General features: G+C 43.7%; 19 protein-coding genes. 2 read left to right on the forward strand and 17 right to left on the reverse strand.

Annotated features, from left to right (window positions below; all coding sequences use genetic code 11):
* Positions 1-2: 2 nt before the first annotated feature.
* The 11 genes from QE382_RS15230 to QE382_RS15280 form a co-directional block, all read right to left on the reverse strand.
* Complete coding sequence (locus tag QE382_RS15230) at positions 3-944, reverse strand: hypothetical protein (RefSeq protein WP_307186650.1); 942 nt, start codon at positions 942-944, stop codon at positions 3-5.
* Between the two features lie 64 nt (positions 945-1,008).
* Positions 1,009-3,990, reverse strand: coding sequence for an OmpA family protein (locus QE382_RS15235; protein ID WP_307186651.1), 2,982 nt, complete (start codon positions 3,988-3,990; stop codon positions 1,009-1,011).
* A gap of 9 nt (positions 3,991-3,999) precedes the next feature.
* Entirely contained in the window at positions 4,000-4,470 is a 471-nt protein-coding gene (locus QE382_RS15240) for a DUF4280 domain-containing protein (RefSeq protein WP_293880466.1), read from the reverse strand.
* Between the two features lie 2 nt (positions 4,471-4,472).
* Complete coding sequence (locus QE382_RS15245; protein ID WP_293880468.1) at positions 4,473-5,483, reverse strand: hypothetical protein; 1,011 nt, start codon at positions 5,481-5,483, stop codon at positions 4,473-4,475.
* Positions 5,480-5,641, reverse strand: a complete 162-nt coding sequence (locus QE382_RS15250; protein WP_307186652.1) for a hypothetical protein — start codon at positions 5,639-5,641, stop codon at positions 5,480-5,482. The genes QE382_RS15245 and QE382_RS15250 overlap by 4 nt, the downstream gene beginning before the upstream one ends.
* Positions 5,642-5,703: 62 nt before the next feature.
* Complete coding sequence (locus tag QE382_RS15255; protein WP_307186653.1) at positions 5,704-7,038, reverse strand: T6SS phospholipase effector Tle1-like catalytic domain-containing protein; 1,335 nt, start codon at positions 7,036-7,038, stop codon at positions 5,704-5,706.
* Positions 7,039-7,043: 5 nt separating this feature from the next.
* Entirely contained in the window at positions 7,044-8,006 is a 963-nt protein-coding gene (locus tag QE382_RS15260; RefSeq protein ID WP_307186654.1) for a DUF2931 family protein, read from the reverse strand.
* An 87-nt stretch (positions 8,007-8,093) separates the two neighbouring features.
* On the reverse strand, positions 8,094-9,965 hold the full coding sequence (locus QE382_RS15265) for a type VI secretion system Vgr family protein (protein ID WP_293880476.1): 1,872 nt from the start codon (positions 9,963-9,965) through the stop codon (positions 8,094-8,096).
* A gap of 85 nt (positions 9,966-10,050) precedes the next feature.
* A complete protein-coding gene (tssD, locus tag QE382_RS15270; protein WP_209579760.1) occupies positions 10,051-10,446 on the reverse strand; it encodes a type VI secretion system tube protein TssD in 396 nt (131 codons plus the stop codon).
* Between the two features lie 82 nt (positions 10,447-10,528).
* Positions 10,529-10,924: a type VI secretion system tube protein TssD gene (gene tssD / locus QE382_RS15275; RefSeq protein ID WP_120257239.1), complete on the reverse strand. Its 396-nt coding sequence runs from the start codon at positions 10,922-10,924 to the stop codon at positions 10,529-10,531.
* 273 nt (positions 10,925-11,197) lie between these two features.
* Positions 11,198-12,304, reverse strand: a complete 1,107-nt coding sequence (locus QE382_RS15280) for an FAD-dependent monooxygenase (RefSeq protein WP_209579759.1) — start codon at positions 12,302-12,304, stop codon at positions 11,198-11,200.
* Positions 12,305-12,413: 109 nt separating this feature from the next.
* Here QE382_RS15280 and QE382_RS15285 point away from each other — a divergent pair, with 109 nt between their 5' ends.
* A complete protein-coding gene (locus tag QE382_RS15285) occupies positions 12,414-13,370 on the forward strand; it encodes a helix-turn-helix domain-containing protein (protein WP_307186655.1) in 957 nt (318 codons plus the stop codon).
* A 59-nt stretch (positions 13,371-13,429) separates the two neighbouring features.
* Here QE382_RS15285 and QE382_RS15290 read toward each other — a convergent pair whose 3' ends face one another.
* A complete protein-coding gene (locus QE382_RS15290; protein ID WP_307186656.1) occupies positions 13,430-13,831 on the reverse strand; it encodes a winged helix-turn-helix transcriptional regulator in 402 nt (133 codons plus the stop codon).
* Between the two features lie 108 nt (positions 13,832-13,939).
* On the opposite strand from QE382_RS15290, the gene QE382_RS15295 reads away from it, so the two are divergent.
* Positions 13,940-14,731 carry an alpha/beta hydrolase gene (locus QE382_RS15295; RefSeq protein WP_209579755.1) on the forward strand — a complete coding sequence of 264 codons (792 nt, stop codon included), beginning with the start codon at positions 13,940-13,942 and terminating at the stop codon, positions 14,729-14,731.
* A gap of 122 nt (positions 14,732-14,853) precedes the next feature.
* On the opposite strand, the gene QE382_RS15300 is transcribed toward QE382_RS15295, so the two are convergent.
* Genes QE382_RS15300 through QE382_RS15320 form a run of 5 tightly spaced genes read right to left on the reverse strand, consistent with a single transcriptional unit; the run spans position 14,854 to position 23,854 of the window.
* Positions 14,854-17,025 (reverse strand): S9 family peptidase, encoded by a 2,172-nt coding sequence (locus QE382_RS15300; RefSeq protein ID WP_307186657.1) that lies wholly within the window; start codon positions 17,023-17,025, stop codon positions 14,854-14,856.
* Positions 17,015-19,036, reverse strand: coding sequence for a redoxin domain-containing protein (locus tag QE382_RS15305; protein ID WP_307186658.1), 2,022 nt, complete (start codon positions 19,034-19,036; stop codon positions 17,015-17,017). Before QE382_RS15305 ends, QE382_RS15300 begins: the two co-directional genes overlap by 11 nt.
* On the reverse strand, positions 19,008-19,172 hold the full coding sequence (locus tag QE382_RS15310; RefSeq protein WP_307186659.1) for a hypothetical protein: 165 nt from the start codon (positions 19,170-19,172) through the stop codon (positions 19,008-19,010). The genes QE382_RS15305 and QE382_RS15310 overlap by 29 nt, the downstream gene beginning before the upstream one ends.
* An 11-nt stretch (positions 19,173-19,183) precedes the next feature.
* Positions 19,184-20,635, reverse strand: a complete 1,452-nt coding sequence (locus tag QE382_RS15315; protein WP_307186660.1) for a RagB/SusD family nutrient uptake outer membrane protein — start codon at positions 20,633-20,635, stop codon at positions 19,184-19,186.
* Positions 20,636-20,647: 12 nt separating this feature from the next.
* Positions 20,648-23,854 (reverse strand): SusC/RagA family TonB-linked outer membrane protein, encoded by a 3,207-nt coding sequence (locus QE382_RS15320; protein WP_307186661.1) that lies wholly within the window; start codon positions 23,852-23,854, stop codon positions 20,648-20,650.
* Positions 23,855-24,093 lie beyond the last annotated feature (239 nt).

The raw sequence follows: 24,093 nt of genomic DNA on the forward strand, positions 1-24,093 counted from the left end.
CTTTACCAAATTTCAAATGTATCTTTTCCTTTCGGTAGGTAAAGTAATATCCGCAGAAAGCGCACACGTACCCCACCCTCTTCCGCATTATATTTTCCCCAGATGGAAGACCTTCCCTGAAGTCTTGTATCCATTGAAGTATGCTCCAAACATACAAGCTTTCCATTTCCATAGATTTTCATCGCATAATCCGCTAATGGCTCGATCTTAAAAGATGGAGTATTAAAATAAAATAAATCATCATTACCATTTTCTTTCAAATGCTCGGATGTATAGTACTCTGACTGTAATTGTCGCATATCACTATTGAACACCAGTGAAAAGTACTGATCCTTGTTTTTATCGCTTATTAATTTTCCCAAATAGCGGTAGGCCTCCACTGTCTTCTTTTCCAATAGTTCTTTATCCATAGATTTTAAGTCAACAGCTGTTTCGAGCGATGGCGATTGTTCGTACGGTACGTTGGCATCAAATTCTAAGGTGTATTCGTAAAATGGTAAACCTGCTCCAATAAAAGTTTTGCCGTCATCCTTTTTTAGATTGGGCTGTTCCAATATTTTCATCCGTTTATCAAAACTCGTCAGGGTATCTGCGTTATCCCGAGAATAAAGTGTTAAATTAAATCGGGTATAAGGTGTTAAAGTCTCAAATCCTTCCCCATTTTCGCGTGACGTCTGTGGGTAAAGGCGATAAGTGATTTTCTGCTTGCCCGATTTAGCGATATAATTGTTTAAAATCACAGGAGACATAATCCCACCATCCTGAAAATAACGAAATGCCGGAATATCATTGACCAATATCTCGAAAAAACACTGCTCATGATCCATGTAGACATAGTATAAAGGTTCTTTCGGAAAATGTTTAATCAATTTTTCTTTTACGGACAGGGCATTATCAGCCGTAATCACCGTTGGATTGGATTCGGTTATGGGTGCTGTAATCATATTATTAACTTTATTTTGGCATGACAAAGTCACAAGGAGGATTAATATAAACAAGTTCTTCATGTTATAAAAATTGAATTTTTGGCATTTTAAATGTGTGTTCACCAAACAAATTAAATTCAGTATTGATGAGATTAGCCTTTTTATTGGCAACATCCCATGTGTCATCATCTCCACGATTGGAATCCACACCCAACTGCACACTGCCTTTAATACCCGAAAAATAAATCGTATCTTGGTAATAAAGCCCCTCGCGATCGCCTGCACTCCAAGTGCGTGTATGATTAAAATGAGATTCCATACTTGCAGAAAGAAAAGCATCGATACGGGTAGCGAAATTCCCAAAATAACGCTGGGCAGAAAAAGGATCTATAGGTACGCAGCCGACCAAGTAAACTCTACCTTTTGCTTCTAATTCGCCTTTCATTTTAATGGAAGATTCACCGATCGACTTACCGGCACTGTTATTAAAACCAGAAACGAGCTGATTTTTCACCTCGACCTTGCCATCATATTGCTCGTAGCTAGCAGGTGCGGACACTTTTAGCTGGTATTCCTGTTTAATTTCTCCTGAAAAGAAAATACTGATTTTAGCGTCTACACCTGCTTCATCTAATAATGTCTGAAATCCTTCACCTATACCATCCGTTAGTTTACCAGCTAATTTATTTCGAGCAGTTTTTTTCAAATTATCTTTTAACAAATCATCGCGATTTATTTTTTCTTTTTCTAAAGAATCGGCTAGATCTTTATCATTTTGTATAAAGGAGTTTGCCAATAAATCTTTTAATTCCAATTTCTTAGCAAACTTTATTCCGATCACAGGGTCTGCTTTGATATTAAATTGTGTGACAAAATGAACAATTTTGTTCACTTTTTCGAGGTATGAGCCATAGGTAAATGCAACTTTCGGAAATATAAAATCAAATCCGAGGTCGGTGACTTTCTTTCCGGCATCTTGCACCTTCTTAATTCCCTTAGCCAATTTTTTAAGCTTTGGAAGTTTTGTCGCTGCAGATTCTCCCATTGTCAATACCGCTATAATTATTTCGACAATCATAACCAAAATGGTGAGCGTCAATATCCCTTTTTCAACCAGATCCTGATTACCTTGCGCATAGCTTTCTTCTTTCCCAAATTTACCTCCGCTAAAATTCCATTTTTTTCCATAGCCTAAACCGTACATCTCAGCCTCGGACTTAAAGTACTCGATCACCAATTTCAAAAGTTCACCATGCAGGGGTCCCATCATTGGAAAATACGCCAGCACCTTAAGATAGAGATCGATATACGGCTGTGCCTTTTCCATCAACCCCGCTACACCAATAACAATCGGCGTATCCACTGCAGTCCCGCGGCAGTTCAAAGGATATTTCCCGGTATAATCATATACTGCGTGTATAATCCATACCGCGTCCGTAAATGCATTTACGACAACAGTAGTCTGCGATTTGTCTGGAAAATAAGCACAGGAATTGATGCGTAATTCATACCGATTTGGAGTCAATGCGATCTGAGTAGGAAACATACCTGCTTCAAACGAAAACACTTTTATATTCAGCTTTTCACCTGAAATACTGATATCCTTAACCGCTTCGCGGCTTTGATTGACGTTGACTAATTCAAGGTATTTGGCTTTATTCTTATCATGCTTTTTATCGCCCTTAAATAAGCATCCCGCCGTATCGAAGCCTTTTATATAAATAGACAGATCGGTCTGCTGCTCCATATTAGGGAGAATAGTATTATAAAAAATACGTTTGAGATTTTTCAGATCAAAGGAAATCGCCGTCTTACGGTTAATTTTATGTATCGGGCGGTCTTCATTCGTCAAATACTGGAACTGTTTGGCTTTTGATTCACCATACGAACCTACTGTCAAACGATTGCTTACTCCATTGGTATACAGGTAGCTCAAGATGCGGTTAGCACGCTTATCGGTTAAGTTTTGATTATATTCATGGGTATTACGTATATCTGCAAAGGACTCAACCTTCGCAGATATCTGGGGATTATTTTTTAAGAATTTTACAATATTATTCAATATAGCTTTTGACTCCTGCGGCACTTCATACTGATCCGTGCCGTAAAAAAGATCAAATGAAAAGCGATAATTCTTTTCCGCTACAGCGAAAGTCTTCGGGTCTTTCTCGTTAAATAAAATCGTCACCTTTTCGCGATCATGAACACTGATTGTCTGAAATTTACAGTGGTCATTCTTCTGCGGCTTGGCTTCATTCTCATTTACTGTGACAACTTTATTGGTCTTTGGCATCACGGGTTCTAGCCAAACGCCGACCTGGTTGAGAATATACAGATGTACTGCATGCCGTATATCTTCTTTAGGTGTGGTATCTTTAATATATCCCTTCTGCCCTTTAACCCTGATCATAATGTAAAAGCGTTCTTTGGGTTTCTTAAATCCCATTTTTGTTTTCCATCGCATGGTTTCCGAAGCAGCAATCTCCAGATTTAACTCGCCATTTTTTACAGTTCGTGTGTAGGTACCTACGAGCTGATCATCGGTGGCTGAAAACAGGTTTGCCTCACAATTATAAATCTCCACGATACATTCATAATCATTGACACCTTCCATAACAAGATTGAGCAGTAGCGGACGGTTGAATTGTGTGGGATTGCCATTATGAATCTGTAGATTGTTGCTCGGTGTGTTTTCCTTCCAATAGGATTTCACCACGCGATAGGGCGCGTAAGCGCGAACAAATACCCCAGTAATTTCCTTATCTTTAAAGCCGGTTAAACTCGCTTCCAAATAAAACCGCGTACCCCCCGCCAAGCTCTTTGGAATTGATAAACTATAGTCGTTGAATTTTTTCTTTTGCTTAAAATAATCCACACCTCTATTTTCCGATTGCCTGATCCAGAATACTTCACCTTTTTTTTCGGCTTCAGATGTTCCCGGAAACCATTCTGCTACCTGAAACTTGATAGCTGTAGCGGCGGGTATCACAATGACCGAACTGTTCTTGCTTATTAGCGGAGTTCCGGGGAGTACATCAATTCTCTTTACACCTTTCTTTGCCATAAATACGAATTAAGCATCAATAACCTCTTCTTGACTTGTTGTAGAAAGCTCATCAGGTATCTCCATTGGATTTAACTGGCTCTGTACATTCTCGTTTGCATTTTTTTTGTTCTCATCAGACGGTTCAGCCTTCTGTCCATGTTGCACAATGGATATACAGTCTTTTCCACCTATAGGGCAAGCCCCTTTGGAATCTTCCAAAAGTATCTTTCCTCCATTTTTTAAAATAATATCTTGGTAATAATTGGACCATTCGGATACCACTGCATTGCAAGGTTTGTTATTCAGCTTGGAACAAGATCCAAACATGTTCTTTTCAAACGTGGCACCTAGATCTACCGTACTCGCGATACTCTTTTTTGTGGCATTTTTATCGTTTACAAATTCCTTGGAATTCTTCAATACTTTTAATTTATCAGGGCTGGTACCGAATTTACACATACATTCGGCACCCTGTACGACTACATGTTTTTCTGCCATAGTTAATCAAATAATTTCTTTAAAAAACTCCCTTGTCTTTCTTTTTCAGGTTCCGCAGCCTGAGATTGATTTGCTATAGTCCAATTATTTTTTGAAAAAAGAGCTGGATTGTCCAATTCAAAATATTTTATTCCTACAGCTATATCTTTATCATGCTCTCTAATGTTCCACTGCCCTTTGTAAGCCACTATATGATTGTGAAAAGGGTTCAATCTGATTAGTGCTTCATAATTACCTTTATATTTCTGAATTGTTAAACCTTCGTCTTCTTTTAGCTCGCCCTGGTGGATTAACTCAATTGCTCCTTGATCGGTTGTGTGTCCGACAATAGTCTGTTGGGTAAAAAATCCCGGATTTGCGAAACTTGCAGGCAACGGAAATTTCAAATAATCCCGCCGCGTTTTATCTTCGCCATAGTTTTTAAAAATCGGAAGAAAATAGCTTTGCATAAACCAGTCCCGATAGAGCACAGCAAAAGTAAAACGGTCGAGATCGAATAAGACAGCTTCAGTTTTGAAAATATATTTGTCAAAAAATTCACCTTCAAAATAACTCGATAGATTCTTTTTCGTCTCTGTCCAGCGTTTAACTATCGCTGGGTGATTTTCTATAGCTATCGCTTCCCCAAGAGCGTTCACCCTTAGCTGAAGTGGGTAAATCACCTTTCCGGTTTCGTGTGCCAATTTGTCCATCACCAAATCGGGTTCCTTCTCATTGATCCATATATCCTCAGAACGGTTGATCTCAACAACACGATCGCCCGTAGAATGGTCATCCAAACGCGTAATTACCGTTTCAAATTTAATTTCGTTTTTTTCATCTCCCTCCGAGAAATCTATTTGCACGCCATATTTTCGCCAACTATTGATCGGCCATTGTAGGTTCAGTTGCTGGAATTTGATTTGCTTCAATATTGGAATACTGTTCTGCTCATTATTAGCTTCCAGCAAAGGCGATTGGTAACCAACGCCCTGGGAATCATCATCAACCAACAAACTGAATCTCTTTGTCATATTTCGCCCTCCTTGTTTCCACGACCATGCACCCTTTTATTACTCGCCAATATCAAATTTCCTTCACGCGCTTCCGCATTGAGCTTATCAGCAAGCTTCTGTACCTTCCCAGTAACCTGTAAGTTATATTTTGCTTGCACATTTATTTTAATATTCATTGCTTGTTTTAAAATTGCCATATTACCTCCTGTCCCGGATTTCAAAAAATGATATAACGTTTCTATTTTAACTCCACCCGTTGCCAGTTGTTATTTGGATCCATTCCGATACCTTCTCTACGCGCCGATCGATGAAAATAACCATAACGCAGGGCTTTTAGTTCATTCAAATTAGCACTTGTTAACTGTTTGCCACCGTACGGATAAGCTGCGCCGTTAAAGACATAAGCACTCAATTTGGACTTTGTGCTCTGCAGTAGCGCATGTCCGCTGATCGAATATTTAGCCTCCATTTTGCCGCGGTCCAACGCTGCACTGTTGTCTTTACCAAACTGTCCCATAAAATGTAGCGGTATAAAGCTATATTCTTTGTGAACCATACGTTTCTCACCCCGCAATGCCCAGTACCAGCCATCGGTAATAGTCAATTCACCGGGCTTATACCAACCGTCGGCAATCAATCTATCGCGCAGTCGCTCCAATGTACCTCTTAACATGGCCGTCTCAATTTCCTGTTTGATTTCTGGCCCACTCAGGTAGCTTCCACCGATATCGGAGTGCACTCCTGGCAGATCCTTTTCAATTCCTTTCGGCGTACGCGTAAGCGAGAAGTTCTCCCGCATCTCATCGCGGGCCGTAAAATGCACCACATGTTGTGCCTTTCCGAGCGTATTGAGATTGAGTTCTGCGATATCGTTAGAAAAGCGCGGTATCGGAAGCTCAGAATAGGAAGCAACCGTATCAAAAATGCCGAGGAAATTAACAATCACATGAGCAGGGTTTAAATTAATCCCTTTAAGCTTCAAGGCATAGCCAAGGTGCCCTCCTGCAGGCATTTCCTCGCGAGCAGGCATATTATCACCGTCGTAATAAGCCGTTATTCCCTCGGCCTCTACCTTTCGGCCCTTATAGGCTGCCTTGCCGATCTCGTAGACAAAATTGCGGGCTGCCGCCGCACCGCGGCTAAAGCCGTACACATTAAAAATAATCTGCCGAAGCACTTTACCCGCATTTGCCTCAAACTCTCTTTTAATGATATCAGCGGATTGTTCACATCCTTTACGCACCTTAAAACGGATACCCGTAAAACCCGAACCAAATGCATAGCCCATAGTCGAGTCCTTTTGGCGGTCGGTGGTTCCTATTCCCTCAATGTAGAGCCGGTTGGCATTGGTACAATTCTCCCAAAGCCGCGCTACATTAGACCAGTCATTCTGGTAGCTGGACTCATCGTCTGACTTTCCATATTTGGCGAAGGAACTATGCCCCGTCCGGCGAGCATCCGTATTGTTTTTGTTATTTTTTGTGCCGTCAAAAAATATATCAATCGTCACGCTGTATTGCTTAGGCGTATTCCTTGGCGGTGGATTATATTCCTTAAATTCAACGTTTGCCATACGATCTAATTATCGACCCGGACCAATGCCGGTTCGTAGCCCACAATTTTTATCTTTTTGGAAGATGAGCGCAAATAGGTATTCAATACATTGGCAGAAGGATCTATCTCAAACAGCAAGTCGATCTTTTCTGTCGGCTCAAATTCCTCAAATGCTTTTTTGAGGATCTCATACTTAAATTTTACGTCAGCCACCCCATACTTTTTATCCCCATCTGCCCATTTTACATATACATGCTCCGGAATCGCTTTCGGCAGATTCGTATTCGCACTGTCGGTGTTCAAAGGCATATCCCTTTCTCCATTGAAGCACTGATAAAAAAAATAATCTTTAGGGCCTATTTTAATGCCCTCTACAGCAAATTTCCATGCATATTTTTTATTGTACTCCATATACAGCTGTGGCTTTGGCCAACCCTGGCCTTCCAAAGTGGCATACAGTTCATCACCATATAATTTTTGAGGTTTATAGGCTGCGTCGCGATATTCCTTCCTGAAGAAGTGTTCGAAATCCTCATGTGCCGTTTCTTGTGTTATGGTGGTGTCATGTGCCTGAAACATGGCTAACAATACCTGCCGCTGCCCGTCCGCCCAAAGAGCTAGTCTACCTTCAGGAGCGAGACCAACGATGAAGGTCTTAAAGTCATCTTTTTTTTGTGTGCGGACGTCTACTGCTCCTTCTTCCCAGATGGTGGTAAGCTGCTGCTTATCCAGCTTCCATTTTCCAGTATAGAATTTTTCCTCCTGAATAGCATACCAGGTCATCTGCAGTTCGTCCGGAAGCGCTACAGGCTCATCCGGCGATCCCATCCCCTTAGACTGTACGCTCCAGCCTTGCTGTATAATTCCATAGATCGGACCAAAACGGTAGGTATAATCTTCACTAATCAAAGCCCCATCATATATTTCCACCGGGTATTCTCTGGGCGCAACAAGTGCCCCACTCCATATGTATTTTTTTTCACTCATTTTTAATTCCTGACAACTCGAAATAATACTCATCAGCATGAACAGGAGTAAAAAGATCTTATCTATGTCGTTCCTTTTACGCATGTGCTAAAAAAGTTTAGATTTCTCGACACTGTTTATCTCAATTGTTTTTCCGCTCTGCAAGGTCATGTTTTCCTTATTGCTAAAGATCGTCATTTCCGATGCCAGCTCGTTTGATGTTTCGGATTGTCGATTAAAATCTTTGCTGGCAATCTCGGTACGATTGTCCGAATCTTCACTAATATCTCCGGTAGCGGTGAGCGAATAGTTATTGCCTGCAGTAGTTGCGATATCTTTAGACACAGATACGGTCTGATTGTTGCCAACAGCCGTACTTTGGTCATTACCTACCTGCACATCCATATTTTCAGTGACGTTAATCTGCATATTCTTACAGTTCAACGTCATATTTTCCAGTGCGGTGATCGTTACATTGCTACCCTGGCTATCGATATGAACAATATTTCCTTTAATATCCGTTATCTTAATACCCTGTGTAGACTGGCTATCGTCAAACTCGATCAGATGACCCGACCGCGTAGTGATGCTCTTAAGGTGGTTCTGAATCTGCGGTGTACTATCGGCCGTGCTCTGGTTGTATAAGCTCCCCATTACCACGGGCCGTGCTACGCTGCCCTCTTCAAAAGCCACAATGACGTGATCACCAATTTCGGGTATCGAAAGGAACCCCCTATTGACACCCCGGTCACCCGTACCTGCATTTGGGGTGATGATGCGCAACCATTCTGTTTCGTCATTATTGGCACACTGCCACTTGAAACGCACCCGTATCCTTCCCTGACCACTGGGGTCGTTGTTGTCCACGACATCTGCCATCTGCATATCTGGCTGTGGCCGTATATATTCGCGCACCGGTATACGTTCTGTACTCGCTAAAATGCCATTAAACCGATTGGTATAGCGGCCCACATCATCAAAGTGGTGTTCCACTTCGGTAATCAGGAATTTACCGAGGGTATCGGTTACAAAGCTCAGGTCCTGACGCAGGCTTGTCTCAATTTCTATCTGCGCACCAAGACGGATAGCCGGTGAATCACTGTCGCACGACACCTGGAGCAGCTGCCCTACATTGGCCTCTTCCTGATGTTGCACGATACGCTGCAGTTCACCCTGTGTATCCACACGGATGTCCAGGGGTTGACTAAACACTTTACTAAAGGTTTCGGAAGCCCGCTGCATGGCAAAAACCTGATCCGGATGACCATCCGATTTGACGTTGCTCGTACTTTCCAACAACTGGTCATGCTGCGGCAAATAGCTAAAGCGGCGGTGGTTTACAGGGCGGATCTGTATACCATAATCAAGCCGGCTCACCTCACGTCCATAGGTCACCTTTCCAGTGGGCAAGTCCGATGGTTTGCCAAAATGAAGGCGCTCACCATCGTAGTAAAACCATTCGAGGTACTCTGCAGATAGGCGGTTGAGAAATTCAAAATCGCTTTCACGGTATTGGATCAGGTAATCAATCGGTTCAGATCGACTCGGGTTAACATGCATATGTAGATCGTTCTGTACGACATCCTGGGTTGCCAGCTTGACAATATCGCCGAGCGATTTTCCATAATAAGACCCCAGGTCTTTGCCACGATCGATCAATATGGTAGGACTGTAGCCTTTAATTTGCAACACCCCTTGGTAACCATGGTTTTGCGTCAAGGAGACTTCGGTAATGATGCCCGAAAAATTTTGCATGTTTCCCTGCGCATAGCCAAAAGAAATCGCCAGTGTACGCCCTACATAAGCGCGGCTATCCTGTAAATTAATCAACCCCGGAATACCGAGTTTACCGTGCTCTATTCGGAGTTCAAACTCGTGGTGGGCATTAAAACGCTGACGAATATTGAACGAAAGGAAATGCGACACTTCCTTTCCGTCAATATGCATCTCAATCAATAATTTTGGCTTATCAAAATACATAAATTAGCTGTTCATAGAGTTTACAAAAAAGACGGTCTTTCCTGCGATAGACCGTCTTTCCAAATTTCATGGTCTATTGCAGCTTTTAAGCCTTAGGCCAATCATTTTCCAGTGATGCATTTTGCATTTCCAGTACCCGCGATGACAGTACCAGGGATAGTGTCATGGGTTTATCGTTGGTGACCGAAATTCCTTCATTGTATTGGATGATATAGGCGTCCTGAAATTTGAGTTCTTTCATAGTCGCATCTTCCTCACTCTTTTTAAACGTGATCTTGCCGTTTACAGTTTTATACTGATTGTTTACCATCGCTTCAATGACCGAGGTATCTTCGGTCGATTCGACCTCAACCGTAATTGTACCGCCATATACAGACGATGACGGACGTCCTTTAGAGTCCACATCACGGTGCAGGGAAAACCTGCACTGGATCACATCGTATTCTTTACTTCCTAATGTTAATCTTGTTTTAAATGACATAATCGTAATTTTTAATGGTTTAAAATTTAATTTTACTTACCTAAGCGTGCCTTATCAATACACCTACGGATGTTTATAAGAGTTACGCTTTTGGCCAGTCTTGTTCGCTTGTCGCTTCACCAATGCTGATGGAGCGCGCAGAAATCACAAATTTGTAGGTCATTGCATGCGATCCTACTATGTTGATTCCTTCCTCGTAGCGAATAATGTAACCATCTTCAAATCTGATTTCTTTCATTTTGGCATCTTCGTCTGGTTTTTTGATCAGCAATGTACCTGCAATAGGCTTGTATTGGTTGTTGACCATAGCTTCGATGACGGAAGTATCTTCTGTAGATTCTACTTCGACATTGATTGTACCACCATAAACTGAAGATGAAGGACGTCCCTTTGAATCGACGTCGCGGGTGAAGGAGTAGTCAGCATTCAGCACGTCATATTCGTTGCCTGAAAACTGAAGTCTTGCTTTGAAAGCCATAACTTTTGGTTTTAAGTTTAAAATAAATGTTGCGGTCTCTCCATGACCGTATGTCTCTAATTTACATCAAACTAAATACCAATTGAAAAAATTTCGAATTAATAAATTGTTAAATACCGCAAAACAATCCCGTCAACAGTGTTTTAAAAGCAAAAAAAACGTATAAATACTGAAATTATTTTTTACACACAAAACAAACAAAATGTAACAAAAGCAATACACAGTAGATAATGTACTTTGAAAACTGACACTCACTTCGGTCGCACTCGTCTTCTATGAATTGCTCAATGCGGTAATCGATGCCGCTAGTTCCGCTTCCGTTTCTGGTAACTGAATTTTTAATGAATGCTCAACCCGTGCCTGAATATTCTCTACGAACGGCCTGAAGCGCGCATTGTAATTTGCAAAAGCAGTTTGATAATCGCTATTGCCTTGCAGTTCTTTAGCTAATAAGGTTGCCCCCTGCATTGCCAAGCTTGTCCCCATGCCTGTAAAGAAGCTAGGCGCATAGGCTGCGTCACCTATCAGGGCAACGCGCCCTTTGGTCCAGGAGGGCATTTTGATCTGACAGGCTTCATCAAAATAGAGTTCATCGGTTTGGAGCATGGCTTCCATTATTTGCGGAATTTTCCAATTCCCGTTTTCCCCAAAGTAGTCATTTAAAATTTCCTTTGGTTGTTGGCGATCCCGGTAATTCCAAGTTAACTTTGGCGCACGAAACAGAAGTATTGCGGTCGCAGCATCTTTAAACTGGTAGATGACGGCCTGTTTGCCAAGTTCGCGGTAGACAATACCAGTAGACTTGGGCCTTCCTGTCTGAATTTGATCAACATTCGCAAATGCGAAATAGACGCCCAGAAACTTCTTAAAATCCTCTTCCGGTCCGAAAACAAGCTTTCTCACGATCGAATGGGTTCCATCTGCGCCAAAGACAAAATCGTAAGACTGCGGACTTCCTTTTTCAAACGCTACATCTACCCGGTCATCGTGTTGAACCACTGCGGATATACTGTCGCCAAAAACAATGTTCACATCCTTTTTGGGAATAATTTCATACATGATCTTCACCAGATCGCCGCGATGAATCTCAATATCGCCTAAATATTCAGACAAGGTATTTATGGAGAAAGTCGCCAACGTTTGGTCGTTTGCATCCACAACTTCATCCGTATGCACAAATTCATTTTGTTTGATCTGATCAAAAATAGCCATCTCACGCGCAATGTCCAACGCCTCACCACGCACATCAATAGGTGAGCCACCTGTCCGGAGATCTTTCCCCAATTCCACCATAGTTACGGAGTAACCAAATTTATTCAACCAGTAGGCTAATGTTAAACCTGCAAAACTGGCACCTGAAATCAATACTCTTTTTTTCATCTTACACTATATTCAATGGGTTAACTTTATTAATAACGCAAATTTAGTTGTAGCTTTACAAGTAAAATATTCGAAAAAAAACTATTAATGTTCGAAAAAAATAACTCATATGGACACTCCTGTCGAAAATGACGCTACCCGGTTTGCCAATAAGCTGGGTGTAATTTTTAAAAATGTCTTGCAGCATTTCGATGTGGTCTCTTTCAAAGGCGTTACCTTTCTGCCCGATATGGCTATGCATATTGGATCATTCGATGTAAAAAATGATTTTACCCGTATGACAAGCCAGTCTGACATCAGCGACGGCATAGGATTTATTTTTTACAATATAGTTGAATACGATATCGAGCGCAAAGATGCGAAGACAAGAGCGCGAAACACGGCCGGGCCGCCCTTTGTGCGTATATTTCCATACAACATAGGCCAGACATTACATTTTAAAAAAGGTACACGCCTGTCTTATGTTTCCATCAGTGTGAGCGCGGCTTACCTGAAAACATTTTTACAGGAAGAAGAGTCAACATTTAAATTCGTGTTTGACAGTGCAAACAATTTTTGGATCGAAGAACTGATGACCGATGATATCTTGCAGACGATCAATGAACTGGTAAAAAAAACCGAACCGTCTAGCATGAAAAGCTTCTACTACAAGATGAAAGCGATGGAACTGCTCTTTTACCTGTTCGAAAGCTTAAAAAAGCGTGGCAGGGTGCCTGAGCAGAAAATCAGTAAGTTTGATATTGATGCGGTTTATAAAGTTAGGGACAAAATTGTTTCGTCTTTAAGCGAGTCAAGCAGCATTGCCGAATTAAAACAGATAGCAGGTATGAACGAACTAAAGCTTCGAAAAATCTTTAAACAGATATTTGGTATGGGCATCTACGATTACTATCAGCTCATGCGCATGAGAGAAGCCGCGCGGCTTATACGCGACGAAAAACTGACCGTTACCGAAGCCGGCTATCAAATGGGCTTCGAAAACCTCGGTCATTTCAGTAAAATATTTGAAAAGCATATAGGCAAAAAACCCAAAAAATATATGCAGAGTTTAGTGAATCGTCCCTAGATCCATTCTCGCGTCAACAGCAAAAAGTAACCTAAGAATAGGGGCAACGAAAGTAAACCTTAGATCTTTGTGTTTACCACATTCAGTTGACAATAGTCATTTTCCGTCATTTTCCATTTGAGCCCCCAGTGGTGCAGATCAAGGATAATCTTCAACAGCTCCTTCCCTTTTTCTGTTGGGCTATAGCGAATCTGCGGAGGTATGGTATTTTCAATATTTTCGGTAACGACAAGCGATTCCTCTTTCAACTCCTTTAAACGTTTGCTCAGTACCTGATCGGAAAGCGTAGGAAACATTTTTTTTAAGGTGCTAAATTGAGATACATCTTCTGCAATACAATATAAGATCTGCATTTTCCAACGCAATGCTATTTGCAGCAATACTTCGTTCACATCGCATGCCTGTGCTAAAGTCTCTAGATTCTCCGTGTTAGTCGATTGTTCTTTTCGAGGTGTTGCCATTTTCAATAAAAATTTCTAGCCACTCACTTCAGGATGAGTTATTGTGGGGAAAAAAGCTTGATTTTACCTTTGTAAGGTATTACAAAAACAATATAAAATTATAAAAAAATGAAACAACTGAGAATTTTATTTCTGCTTATCCTGCTATGCTACGGTATGTTAAGTGGATACGCTCAACATCAAGATCATCGGCCTACCTATGTGCTGGTTCACGGGGCCTGGCATGGAGGCTGGTGCTGGCAGGACGTCGCACAGAAACTTACTGATGCACACTACAAAGTCTATTCACCAACACTAACGGGACTTGGCGAACGCAAACATCTGATCGATCCATCGGTCGATATCGACACTCATATTCAAGACATTGTCAACTTGATCGAGATGGAAGATCTAAATGATGTGTATCTTGTAGGGCACAGCTACGCCGGTGCCGTGATTGCCGGAGTTGCCGATCGCATTCCGTCACGATTGCACAAATTGATCTTTCTGGACGCTATGATCATTGAAGATGGGCAGAGCGCCATTTCTTTGCAACCGAAGGCTGTGCAAGAAGTTCAACTTAAAAACATTCAGCGAAAAGAAAATTTCGTTCCTTTTGATGTTACTTTGTTTGGTGTTACAGTGCCCAGCATGATATCTTGGGTCAAGGAAAGGCTCAGCCCACAACCTTTTGGCACATTCGCACAGCGTTTGCGGCTAAAAAATCCATATGGCAATGGATTACCCTTGGTGTATATCGCATGCACGGATCCACAACTGCCCATTATGAAGGAGATGAGTGAAAAAGTGCAAAGCGACCACAAGCTCAACTGGCACTATCGGGAGATTGCTACGGGTCACGATGCCATGCTCACAGCGCCAAAAAAATTGGCGGATATGTTGGTGACACTTGTAGATTAAATTTTGCTTGATTGCCAAGGCTATTTCTTGGCAATCAAGCAAGTTTAGCGAGCGTTGCTCTAACCCTTTGACTTCAGTATAACCTATCGGATGAATCGTAGCAGTTTAAGAAGTCGAAGAAATCAATGCCGATAACGTTCGAAGAATTCATACGTTCGCAACAGCTGATCGAGGCGTTGGCCGACATCTCCAGAGCGTGTGATCTCATGATCTGCGCGTGGATGCCGGACGTATTCCGTATCGCGTCCCAAATATTTAAGCTGTTTATATAAAAAGTCGCTCTGTACAGGGCCTGTACGATTATCCTGCTCCCCATGGAATATCAGTAAAGGTGTTTTTATATTCTCCGCATACGTTGTCGGCGATTGCGCCAAAAGAATATCGCGCATACCCTTTTCCCATGGAAATCCATCAAAGTAACGTTTCAGCATTGGCCACACATTGGCGCTACCAAAAAAGACATACAGATCATATACCCCACGTTGGCTGGATGCAGCACGGAATCGACTGTCATGTGCCAATATCCAGGCGGTTAAATACGCACCGTAAGATCCACCCGTGATAAATAGCTGCGCGCTGTCGACGATACCGGTGGCAAGCGACAGATCCACGGCTTCAAGCACATCACGCGATGGCCCCGCCCCCCAGTCATTAAAGTTTGCTTTTAAAAATTGCTCCCCGTAGCCGCTCGATCCGCGTGGATTCGAAAACAATACCGCATAGCCTCGTGCGCGAAAATACTGGTATTCGTGCCACATACTGGCATCCGCGGGACCGAACATTGAAGCTGGGCCACCGTGAATCTCTACCAGTAGCGGACAACGTTTGTCCTTCTGGTAATGTGCAGGCTTCAAGAGCCAATAGTCTACTTCCAGTCCTTTTTCATTTCGGAAACTGCTTTTCTGTGCAATTCCAATATTTTTTCCCGAGAGCCAAGCTGAATTGATTGCCGTAATGGCGGTCCCCGCTTTAAAGTTGGGGTCTGCGCGGTACAGTTCTGATGGGTTTGCAAAGGTGGTTTTTGTATAGAACGCTTTCTGCCCATTTACCCAATAATCGCCAATCCCCTCTTCCACCGAACTCAAGGTTTGTATAGTTCGGCTTTTTATATCCGCACGATTCAGGGTGCGCCCGCCTCTATCCGACGCAATAAAGTAGACAGATTTTTCATCTGCCGCAAACTGTACATTGCTCAAGCTACGGTCCACGCCCAAGCTATTCCCTTTCCAATTTTGGGTATCATAGATAAACAATCCACCTACCGTCAATGAATTCTGCAGACTTCGATTCACGGCCACCCATTTTCCCGATGCAGATACCGCAGCCACCTGAAAACGATGTATGCTATCACCCAAAATAACCTGTCTTTTGTTGTTGGACAGATCAAATAGAACAAGATCGGTCGATCCTACACGATCCGGATGAAGACCATTTTCGGTCTCTACGCTTAAAAGAACCCTGTTATTCCCTACAAATTCCGCTCCTGTATGACTTCGAAAGCCCTGGGTTAATGCGACGGGCGGTGTTTTAGCAGCGAGGTCCAAGACGTACCACTGCGTAAAGCGGATTTCGCCCGTCGTAGAATTTTCTGTCTGAAACTGCAATTTGTTGGTCAACTTGGCGATATCCTGCTGTTCATCATGTTTTAGGTAGGCAATTATTTGGGGCAGGCTACCATCGCGATCTTTTTGTGCAGGCTCGGCTAATAAGGATGCATTGCCCTTATCTGCAGGTTTTTCCAAAGACCATGCCGGTACTTGGCCAGCCGGATTGAAATCTTTACTTTTTACCAGCTCGCCAAGCGTAAAGCTACTTGATATAAGAACCTTTGAACCATCAGGACTGAATCGTACAGTACCCACCCCCTGCTCGAGCTTGGTTAGCTGTTGAGGTTGCTGACCGTCTGATGGAAATAAAAAAAGCTGCGAACGTTTGTTGCTTCCCTTGCCAACAGCCCACCGGCGTCCATCCGGACTGTATAATATTTGCGTAAACTGCTGGTCCACCTGCTGCGGATCAAGCTTTGCTGCCGATGCTGTCCTGTTTACATACCAGAGCGTTTCATAGCGAAAAACGGCATGCTTGGTCGTATCGGCAACAATACCGCGCACAGCATAAGCCAGTTCGCTGCCGTCAGGTTTCACCTGTAGATCAATGATATTTTTTATTCGAACCAAATCACTAGCCACGATCAAACTATCCGTAGCTGACCCCTGGGCGAAAGCTGGAGCAATCCCCACCAGCAACAGACCAATGAGCTTGTGTTTCCAATATTTGTATGAACTAGCTTTCATTGAGTTTCTCGATTAGTTTTTGTGCAGAAATACGGGCTTTACGCTGAATAAAATCAGCGTCGGTATTGTCGCCAATTTCATAGACCAATGCTTCGGCCTGATACGTTTTATACAAGTAGCTGTAAGCCGTGTAGGTCGGTCCACCTAAATACAAGGGCTTTACCAGCGGTTCATACCCAGGAATAGCTTGTTTGACTGTGCTTATCCAATTGGATACAAAGCCCGGAAACCGACTTGGCAAGGCAGGATCCACCGTGTAATAAATATCGCTTCCCGTAGAATGGAAATCGATGGCAAAATAAAGCTCGCGGCCCTGCTGCTCTATTTCCCGTTTAAAATAATCGCGCAGCGCAACGGTCTCGGGCTGGTTAAATTCGGCCCAGTCACGATTGAGGTCAACACCATTGGCATTGGCACGCCAATGCCCTAGATCCACTCCATCGGGATTAACGATGGGGGTCAGGTAAATACGATATTTCTCACGAAACCGCTTTGCATCTTCGCTGTTGCCCAAAAGATATTCGACAAAGCTGGCATAGGCATAATGCCCTGTAATTTCGGGCGGATGCTGCCTCCCAAGGACCGCAATAGCCTTTTTACTTTGTGGATTGCCCGCTACATATACATTAACAGGTTTACCAAGCGCCGTTTTACCCACTTCCTGTTTTTGTATTTGAACAGCAGGATTAACCTGTTCAATCCAGCTATATACTGCTTTCGACGGAATATTTGCCTGTGCCGAGATCCATGTTCTCTTACTGGAAATCGGCAGGTCAAAAGAAGCTCCGCTGAGCTTATTCCAGTTCGTTCCGTCCGTACTCACTTTCGGGTCATAGCGATGACGTACGCCATCGGGATAGTCAAGCTGGATTTTTATCGTCGTATCGCGGGCGGACCAGACCTGAAAACCATACCAGGGACTAGGATTGATCGGAGCTCGTTCCGGTGCGACCTGCAGGTGGTATATACCGTCACTGGATTTTGTTAGTCCATTCAGTCTGGCACCGTCATAGTCATTGCTGAAAAAGACCCGTTGATCTACAGTAAACGTCCCCCGCTCCTGTTGGCTGATCGCCTGGGATTGGGTCGATTCATAACTGATCGGATTCTGCCCTTTGAAATCCTTTTTCAGTCCACCGATCTCGGTTTTCCCTTGATTAAACAAACTGTCCAACACCTTCCCCAGTTCTTCACCACGGACATTCTTGGCAATGATTGTCCCCTTATCATCCACCAAAAAATTGGCCGGAATGGCACGAACAGCATAGGCAGCGGCAATTTCGCTATTCCAGTAGTTTAGTTCGGAGACATGCTGCCAGGTCAGTTGGTCGTCCGCAATACCTTTGAGCCAAGCTTCTTTCTTCTTGTCCAGCGAAACGGCATAGATTTCAAAACCCTGGCCTTTATATTTTTGATAATTGGCCACAATATTAGGATTCTCCTTACGGCAAGGAGGACACCAGGACGCCCAAAAATCAATCAATGTATATTTCCCCAAATGATCGTAGAGAGCCTGCGGTTTGCCAGCAGTGTCATTGGCGACAATGGCCGGGGCTTTCTTCCCTATGCTAACCTGCCGTGTGACGGCAATAATTTTTCGGAGCTCCTGTATATAACGCGATTGCTGCTGCGGCCCAGAAAGCAGGGCAATATGAGCTTCCAGCTCATCCGGAGACAAGCGATAGGACCATTCTCTGTAAAGGAGGTAACTGGAAACGATATTATCCGGATACTTTTGGATGAAGGCCCGTATATCGGGTTTACGTTGCGCCCGATATTCTTCAAAGAGTAGCTGGCTTTTCGACCCCGATAAAGACAGCAGCTGTCTGTTGTCATCTTTTGCATCGATCGTTAATTTATTGTCGCCGACATCCAAAAAAACATAGTTTGGAATGACATCCCGCTGTGTGGAAATACCATACAGGTCGGGAAGCGGAAGTTGCTTGCGAAAGGAAAAGGATCCCTTTTTCACCAGAGCAGAATCAATAACCGTAACATATTTTATTTTCAAAACGTTGCAGATAAACAACAGACACATCGCCATTTTTGACCGTTCCTTGGAGTGATAAGGTCTGTTGTTGTGCCAGTAAAGATCCTCCACTGGCCAGCAGTAAAGGAATAAGGAGTTTGCTTGTCTTATTATTCATAGTAGATTAATTTAGTTAAAAAGTTTGTTGACCGCCAATTCCGTGTTAGGCGCCGGAAAAATATAGTTCTGTGCAGTTGTAGGTACAGAGGGTGTCTGTATATTCGCATCACCTTTGCCGGGCAGCTCCTTCAGTTGACGGAGCAAATCTTGACCCCGCAAGCCCTCACCTAACAATTCTATTCGTCGTTCTTTGGCAATGGCTTCCAAGATGGCCGTTTTGCTTGTCAGAGCGGCAACAGGAAATTCAAAACTCCCGTCAGAACGCTGGTGTACAGCCTTTAAGAGTGCGGATGCGATCGTTAGCTGTTCGGCCTGCGCAGCCGCTTCGGCATAATTTAACAGAACCTCAGCATATCGAATCACCGGAATATAATCTACGTAAGGTGAAGCCTTAGCATACTTTTTCAAGTACTGTTTGTCCCCATTGGCCTGAAGGAGGCTACGTCTTTTATCTGCCGCCCGCCACTGCGTGTCGTTCAGAATACCATTTGGATTAAGGTAATATTCTTTATTGACCAGGTAGATGTATCCTATCGCAGACTGCCCCGAAAGCGCATCCGTTGTGCCTGCCGGCATACTTAAAATAGATTCCGTTGTGGTAAAATTGCCACCAAAAACCGTCGTAATATCTGATTGTAACTCATGTGCAACACCTTGCTGCGCCTTAAATGGTGCGATTTGCTGCGGGACGATCTTTTTGGCTTCCTCCAGTACCTTGGCATAATTGTTTATCGTCAGGTACACCCTGGTTTTGAATGCCCGAGCGCTATTTTTATGCGCCCGCGTCGTATTGAGCAGTGCGGTTGCATAGTTTTCCGGCAGGTCTTTTTCAGCTTCATCAAGATCGCTCAAGATCTGTTTGTACACCTGAGCAACGGTGCTGCGCGCCAGATCGTTATTCTTTCCGTCCCCTTCCGCCTGCAGACGTAAAGGTAAGCCCGGCGATGCCCCCTGATCCTTGTTGTAGGGTTGCGCAAATACCGTCACCAAACTAAAATAAGATACCGCACGCAAGAACTTAGCTTCCGCAACATACGCTTTGGAAAGTTCAGCACTGATGACATCAGTGCCCGGACTAAGCGCGGCAATCAGGATATTTGCGCCGTTAATGGTGGTATAAGCCGCAGACCAGAGGTTGTTGATATCATTGGATCCCGAACTATAGGAATTATTCCAGCTTTCATAAGCTGTGTAGCTGTTGGCCGTTACATTGATAAAATCTTCGCCACGGACATCCTGGTAAAGAAGATAACGGCCACCATACAAGCTGGCCCCCTTTAAACTTTTATAAATGCCATTTACGACGCCTTCAATGCGAGCAGGCGTGTCGAAAACATTTTTATCCGATATCGCGGTCGTCGGCACAGGAAATAATCCGTCATCCCTTTTGCAGGAATTCAGGGTTGACACCAGTAATAAAGCGCTGATCAAGTAGATATTTCTTTTCGTATTAATTTTCATGTTTTCAGATTTTTAAAATGATACATTTAAACCAGCTGTCCAGGTGCGTCCCTGTCCGATCGAGTTCTTTTCCACACCGATGGAAGTATTGGAATTTCCATTGGAGGAGGACTCCGGATCCGTACCCGAATATCCCGTGATTAAGAAAAGATTCGATGCCTGACCATAGATGCGAATACTGGAAAGACCGATCTTATTAAACAGGTTACCACGTAAGGTGTAGCCCAGAGTGAGCTGTTGCAAACGTAAGAAATCAGCTTTCTCGGCATTTTGGTCGATGGAAAATCCGGCAGAACCGTTTGAGATCACATCATTATAGACCAGCCGAGGTATATCCGTTTCTTGTCCCGGTGTAGTCCATCGATTGAGTACGTCGACTGAATTGTTGTAAAACCGCTGATCCAGCAGTGTACCTCGAGTACCATTCATGACTTTGTTGCCACCTGCAAAGGTGAAATTGACCGCAGCATCAAAAGCTTTATAACGAAATGCATTATTAAAGCCGCCATAATACGTTGGCAATGCCGTCCCTAAGACCTGGTAGTCGGCTACTGTAATCGGATTGGCCGTGCGGCCATCCAGGTAGGTCCAATTGCTCTGACCAGAAGCTACCGCAGCACTGTATTGTACACGTTCGCCACTTTTATTGATAAATATGCGCCGCCCATTTTCAGGATTTACGCCATCGGTTACTGCACCGTATAAGCTGCCCACAGCATAGCCCACCCGTGTAATGTTGTTGGCTTCAGTCGTGGTATGCGTGTAACCGATAATATCAGCATTGCCACCAGAAAGCGCTGTAACCTTATTTTTTACATGTGTCAAATTAAGCGATGCATTCCAGGTAAAATCTTTCTTTTTGACAACATCACCACTGATCGCAAATTCGATCCCGCGGTTATACATGCTGCCAACATTTTTAAGGATACTATTCCCGGGGATACCCTTGGATGGCGACTGCGGTACATCCAAAATAAGTCCATTCACATTGTTTCTAAAGTAATCGACATCCACATGCAAGCGCTTGTGGGCCAGGTCCAAGCTTAAGCCCAAATTGGTCTGTTCGGAAGTCTCCCAGCCCAGATTGGGATCGCCCGCTTGCGACATGCTCCAGGTAGGCACCGTGCCATAGAGCGAGGAACTATACAAGTTGAGCGATTCATAAGCCGATAGATTGCCATTGCCGACTTTACCCCAACTGCCACGGAAACGTAGATCGCCCAAGAGGTTTGCCAAGCGACTATTCTTGTAGAAACCTTCTTCAAAAACAGACCAGCCCAGGGACACGCCACCAAAATCACCATATTTGCTGTTCGCTCCCAAAGCCGAATTACCATCCCTTCTAAAATTGGCCGTCAGGAAATAACGCTTGTTGTAGTTGTATGTTGTACGCACAAAGGTAGAGCGGTAAAAGCGTTCCGTAACACTCCCGCCGGCTCCCGATAGTGTTGTCCAATTGCCTTGGAAATTTTCAAAAAACGGATCAGATGCATTGTTTTGCGATGCATTCCAGCTATCGTTGTCGTATTTTTGAATATCGTAACCGACTAAGAGCGTCAGCGCATGTTTTTCGGCAAACACCTGATCATAAGTGAGGCTGTTGGTAAAATTCCAGTTGTTGCGCAGACTGCTTACATTGGTAACCGAGCCACCATTTGTGTAGCCCGATGAACCCAAGCTGGGGCTCAAATACGTCTTTGTCGTCGATAGATTGCGGTCTACCGCATAAGTGGTGGTGAATTTTAAGTTTTTCAACAGATTGAGCGAAGCATGCAGGTTCCCGAAGATATGATCGTTACCGGTCGTGTATTTGCTGTAGGCAAATAATGCTTCCGGATTGTATAACGTGTTCGTAAATAAGTTGGCTCCAGGTCCCAACAAACCTGTGCTGCTTAAATTGTAGCTCCCGTCATCCTTAAATGCTGAGACATTCGGTGGCAATACCAGCGCCAGTCGAGCGCCGCCGATCAACAGCAGCTGGCTGCTGGGCAAGGAACCCGAATTTTTAGCATCGTTGAAGGTATTGTTATACGTCAGGTTACTCCCCAGCGAAAACCAATCGTTCACTTTATGCTCGATATTAAAGCGGAGGCCTTTGCGATCGAAACTGTTTTTTGCAAAAAAACCTTCTTGGTCCGAGTAATTTCCCGAAAAATAATACTGTGTATTGGCGTTGGCACCACTTACGGCGAGGCTATGGTTGTGGCTATAGCCGGTGTTATAGACATGATCGTACCAGTTGGTTTCAACCAACTTACCATTGGCATCATACTGCGGAAAGAATAGCTCACTTGCCACCTTATCGTTGCTGGCATTTCCCGACAAGATCTTGTTGTTCAGGACGGCTTCATTTTTAATAGCTATATACTGACTGGCATTCAGCAGCTTAGGCAAACGTGTCGCGGATACCGCAGAACCCCAGACATCGTAGGTGACTTTTGCACGGCCCTGCTTACCTTTTTTGGTTGTTACGATCAGTACACCGCCCGCTGCCCTTGAACCATAAATTGAAGTAGAAGCCGCATCTTTCAAGACATCAATCGATTCGATATCTGAGGGATTGATATCTGCGAGCGGATTATTAGCCACATTGGAAGAACCAATATTACCCGTATTAACGGGAATACCATCGATGACAATTAAAGGGTACGAACTGAGGGATATCGAATTTAAGCCCCGCACCCGGATGACAGGCGGATTGTTGAGCAAGCCATTGGGCAAAGATATACTCACCCCCGAGGCTTTACCCGCCAGGGCCTGGTCAAAACTTTGTACCGGGATATCTTTGATCGCATCGGCCGAAATCGTGGCTGCCGCACCTGTGAAGTCTTTTCGTTTTTGCGTTCCATAACCCACGACGACGACTTCTTCCAGCGTGCGGTCTTCAGGCACCAAGCGCACGGTATCCCCCTGTTCATTGATCAGGGCGATCTGCTCCTTATAGCCGACGGATGATACGACCACGCGTGCCGGAAGCTTTTGTCCCGTGACAAAAGCAAAATTGCCCTTCCGGTCTGTGGTCACCGCATGCGTAACGCCATAAAGCTTGACCGTAGCTCCTTCAATAGGCTGGCCATTTTCGGCATCAATCACCTGCCCCCGGAAGGATGCATTTATAATCGTTTTTGGTGTTTCTTGTGCGTAAGTTAACAAGGGCTGTTCTGCCAGACCCGCCAATAATAGATAGGCCGAATAGCGTCGTATTCTTCTCTTATTCATAGGTAGAATCGTTTAGTTTAAAAAATAGATGTACTAGCCATAAACATGTTTATAGCAAAAGGATAGCGAGCAATACCCGAATTATTGCCCTAATTATCTCAAGAGTTGGAGAATTTTATTAGCTACACATTCGAGGCGCAGAGAACGCCTTATGTGCTTTTGGAAAAGATTTCGTTTTTACTTGGAAAAGGTGGTTTAGATAATGCTGTTTCATTTTTTACTTTGTTTAAATAGTGATT

Source organism: Sphingobacterium zeae (assembly GCF_030818895.1).
Taxonomy (GTDB): domain Bacteria; phylum Bacteroidota; class Bacteroidia; order Sphingobacteriales; family Sphingobacteriaceae; genus Sphingobacterium; species Sphingobacterium zeae.

Coding starts and splice junctions, on each gene's coding strand:
- QE382_RS15230 (WP_307186650.1), bottom strand. CDS start 944: ATGATTACAGCACCCATAACCGAATCCAATCCAACGGTGATTACGGCT.
- QE382_RS15235 (WP_307186651.1), bottom strand. CDS start 3,990: ATGGCAAAGAAAGGTGTAAAGAGAATTGATGTACTCCCCGGAACTCCG.
- QE382_RS15240 (WP_293880466.1), bottom strand. CDS start 4,470: ATGGCAGAAAAACATGTAGTCGTACAGGGTGCCGAATGTATGTGTAAA.
- QE382_RS15245 (WP_293880468.1), bottom strand. CDS start 5,483: ATGACAAAGAGATTCAGTTTGTTGGTTGATGATGATTCCCAGGGCGTT.
- QE382_RS15250 (WP_307186652.1), bottom strand. CDS start 5,641: ATGAATATTAAAATAAATGTGCAAGCAAAATATAACTTACAGGTTACT.
- QE382_RS15255 (WP_307186653.1), bottom strand. CDS start 7,038: ATGGCAAACGTTGAATTTAAGGAATATAATCCACCGCCAAGGAATACG.
- QE382_RS15260 (WP_307186654.1), bottom strand. CDS start 8,006: ATGAGTGAAAAAAAATACATATGGAGTGGGGCACTTGTTGCGCCCAGA.
- QE382_RS15265 (WP_293880476.1), bottom strand. CDS start 9,965: ATGTATTTTGATAAGCCAAAATTATTGATTGAGATGCATATTGACGGA.
- tssD (WP_209579760.1), bottom strand. CDS start 10,446: ATGTCATTTAAAACAAGATTAACATTAGGAAGTAAAGAATACGATGTG.
- tssD (WP_120257239.1), bottom strand. CDS start 10,924: ATGGCTTTCAAAGCAAGACTTCAGTTTTCAGGCAACGAATATGACGTG.
- QE382_RS15280 (WP_209579759.1), bottom strand. CDS start 12,304: ATGAAAAAAAGAGTATTGATTTCAGGTGCCAGTTTTGCAGGTTTAACA.
- QE382_RS15285 (WP_307186655.1), top strand. CDS start 12,414: ATGGACACTCCTGTCGAAAATGACGCTACCCGGTTTGCCAATAAGCTG.
- QE382_RS15290 (WP_307186656.1), bottom strand. CDS start 13,831: ATGGCAACACCTCGAAAAGAACAATCGACTAACACGGAGAATCTAGAG.
- QE382_RS15295 (WP_209579755.1), top strand. CDS start 13,940: ATGAAACAACTGAGAATTTTATTTCTGCTTATCCTGCTATGCTACGGT.
- QE382_RS15300 (WP_307186657.1), bottom strand. CDS start 17,025: ATGAAAGCTAGTTCATACAAATATTGGAAACACAAGCTCATTGGTCTG.
- QE382_RS15310 (WP_307186659.1), bottom strand. CDS start 19,172: ATGAATAATAAGACAAGCAAACTCCTTATTCCTTTACTGCTGGCCAGT.
- QE382_RS15315 (WP_307186660.1), bottom strand. CDS start 20,635: ATGAAAATTAATACGAAAAGAAATATCTACTTGATCAGCGCTTTATTA.
- QE382_RS15320 (WP_307186661.1), bottom strand. CDS start 23,854: ATGAATAAGAGAAGAATACGACGCTATTCGGCCTATCTATTATTGGCG.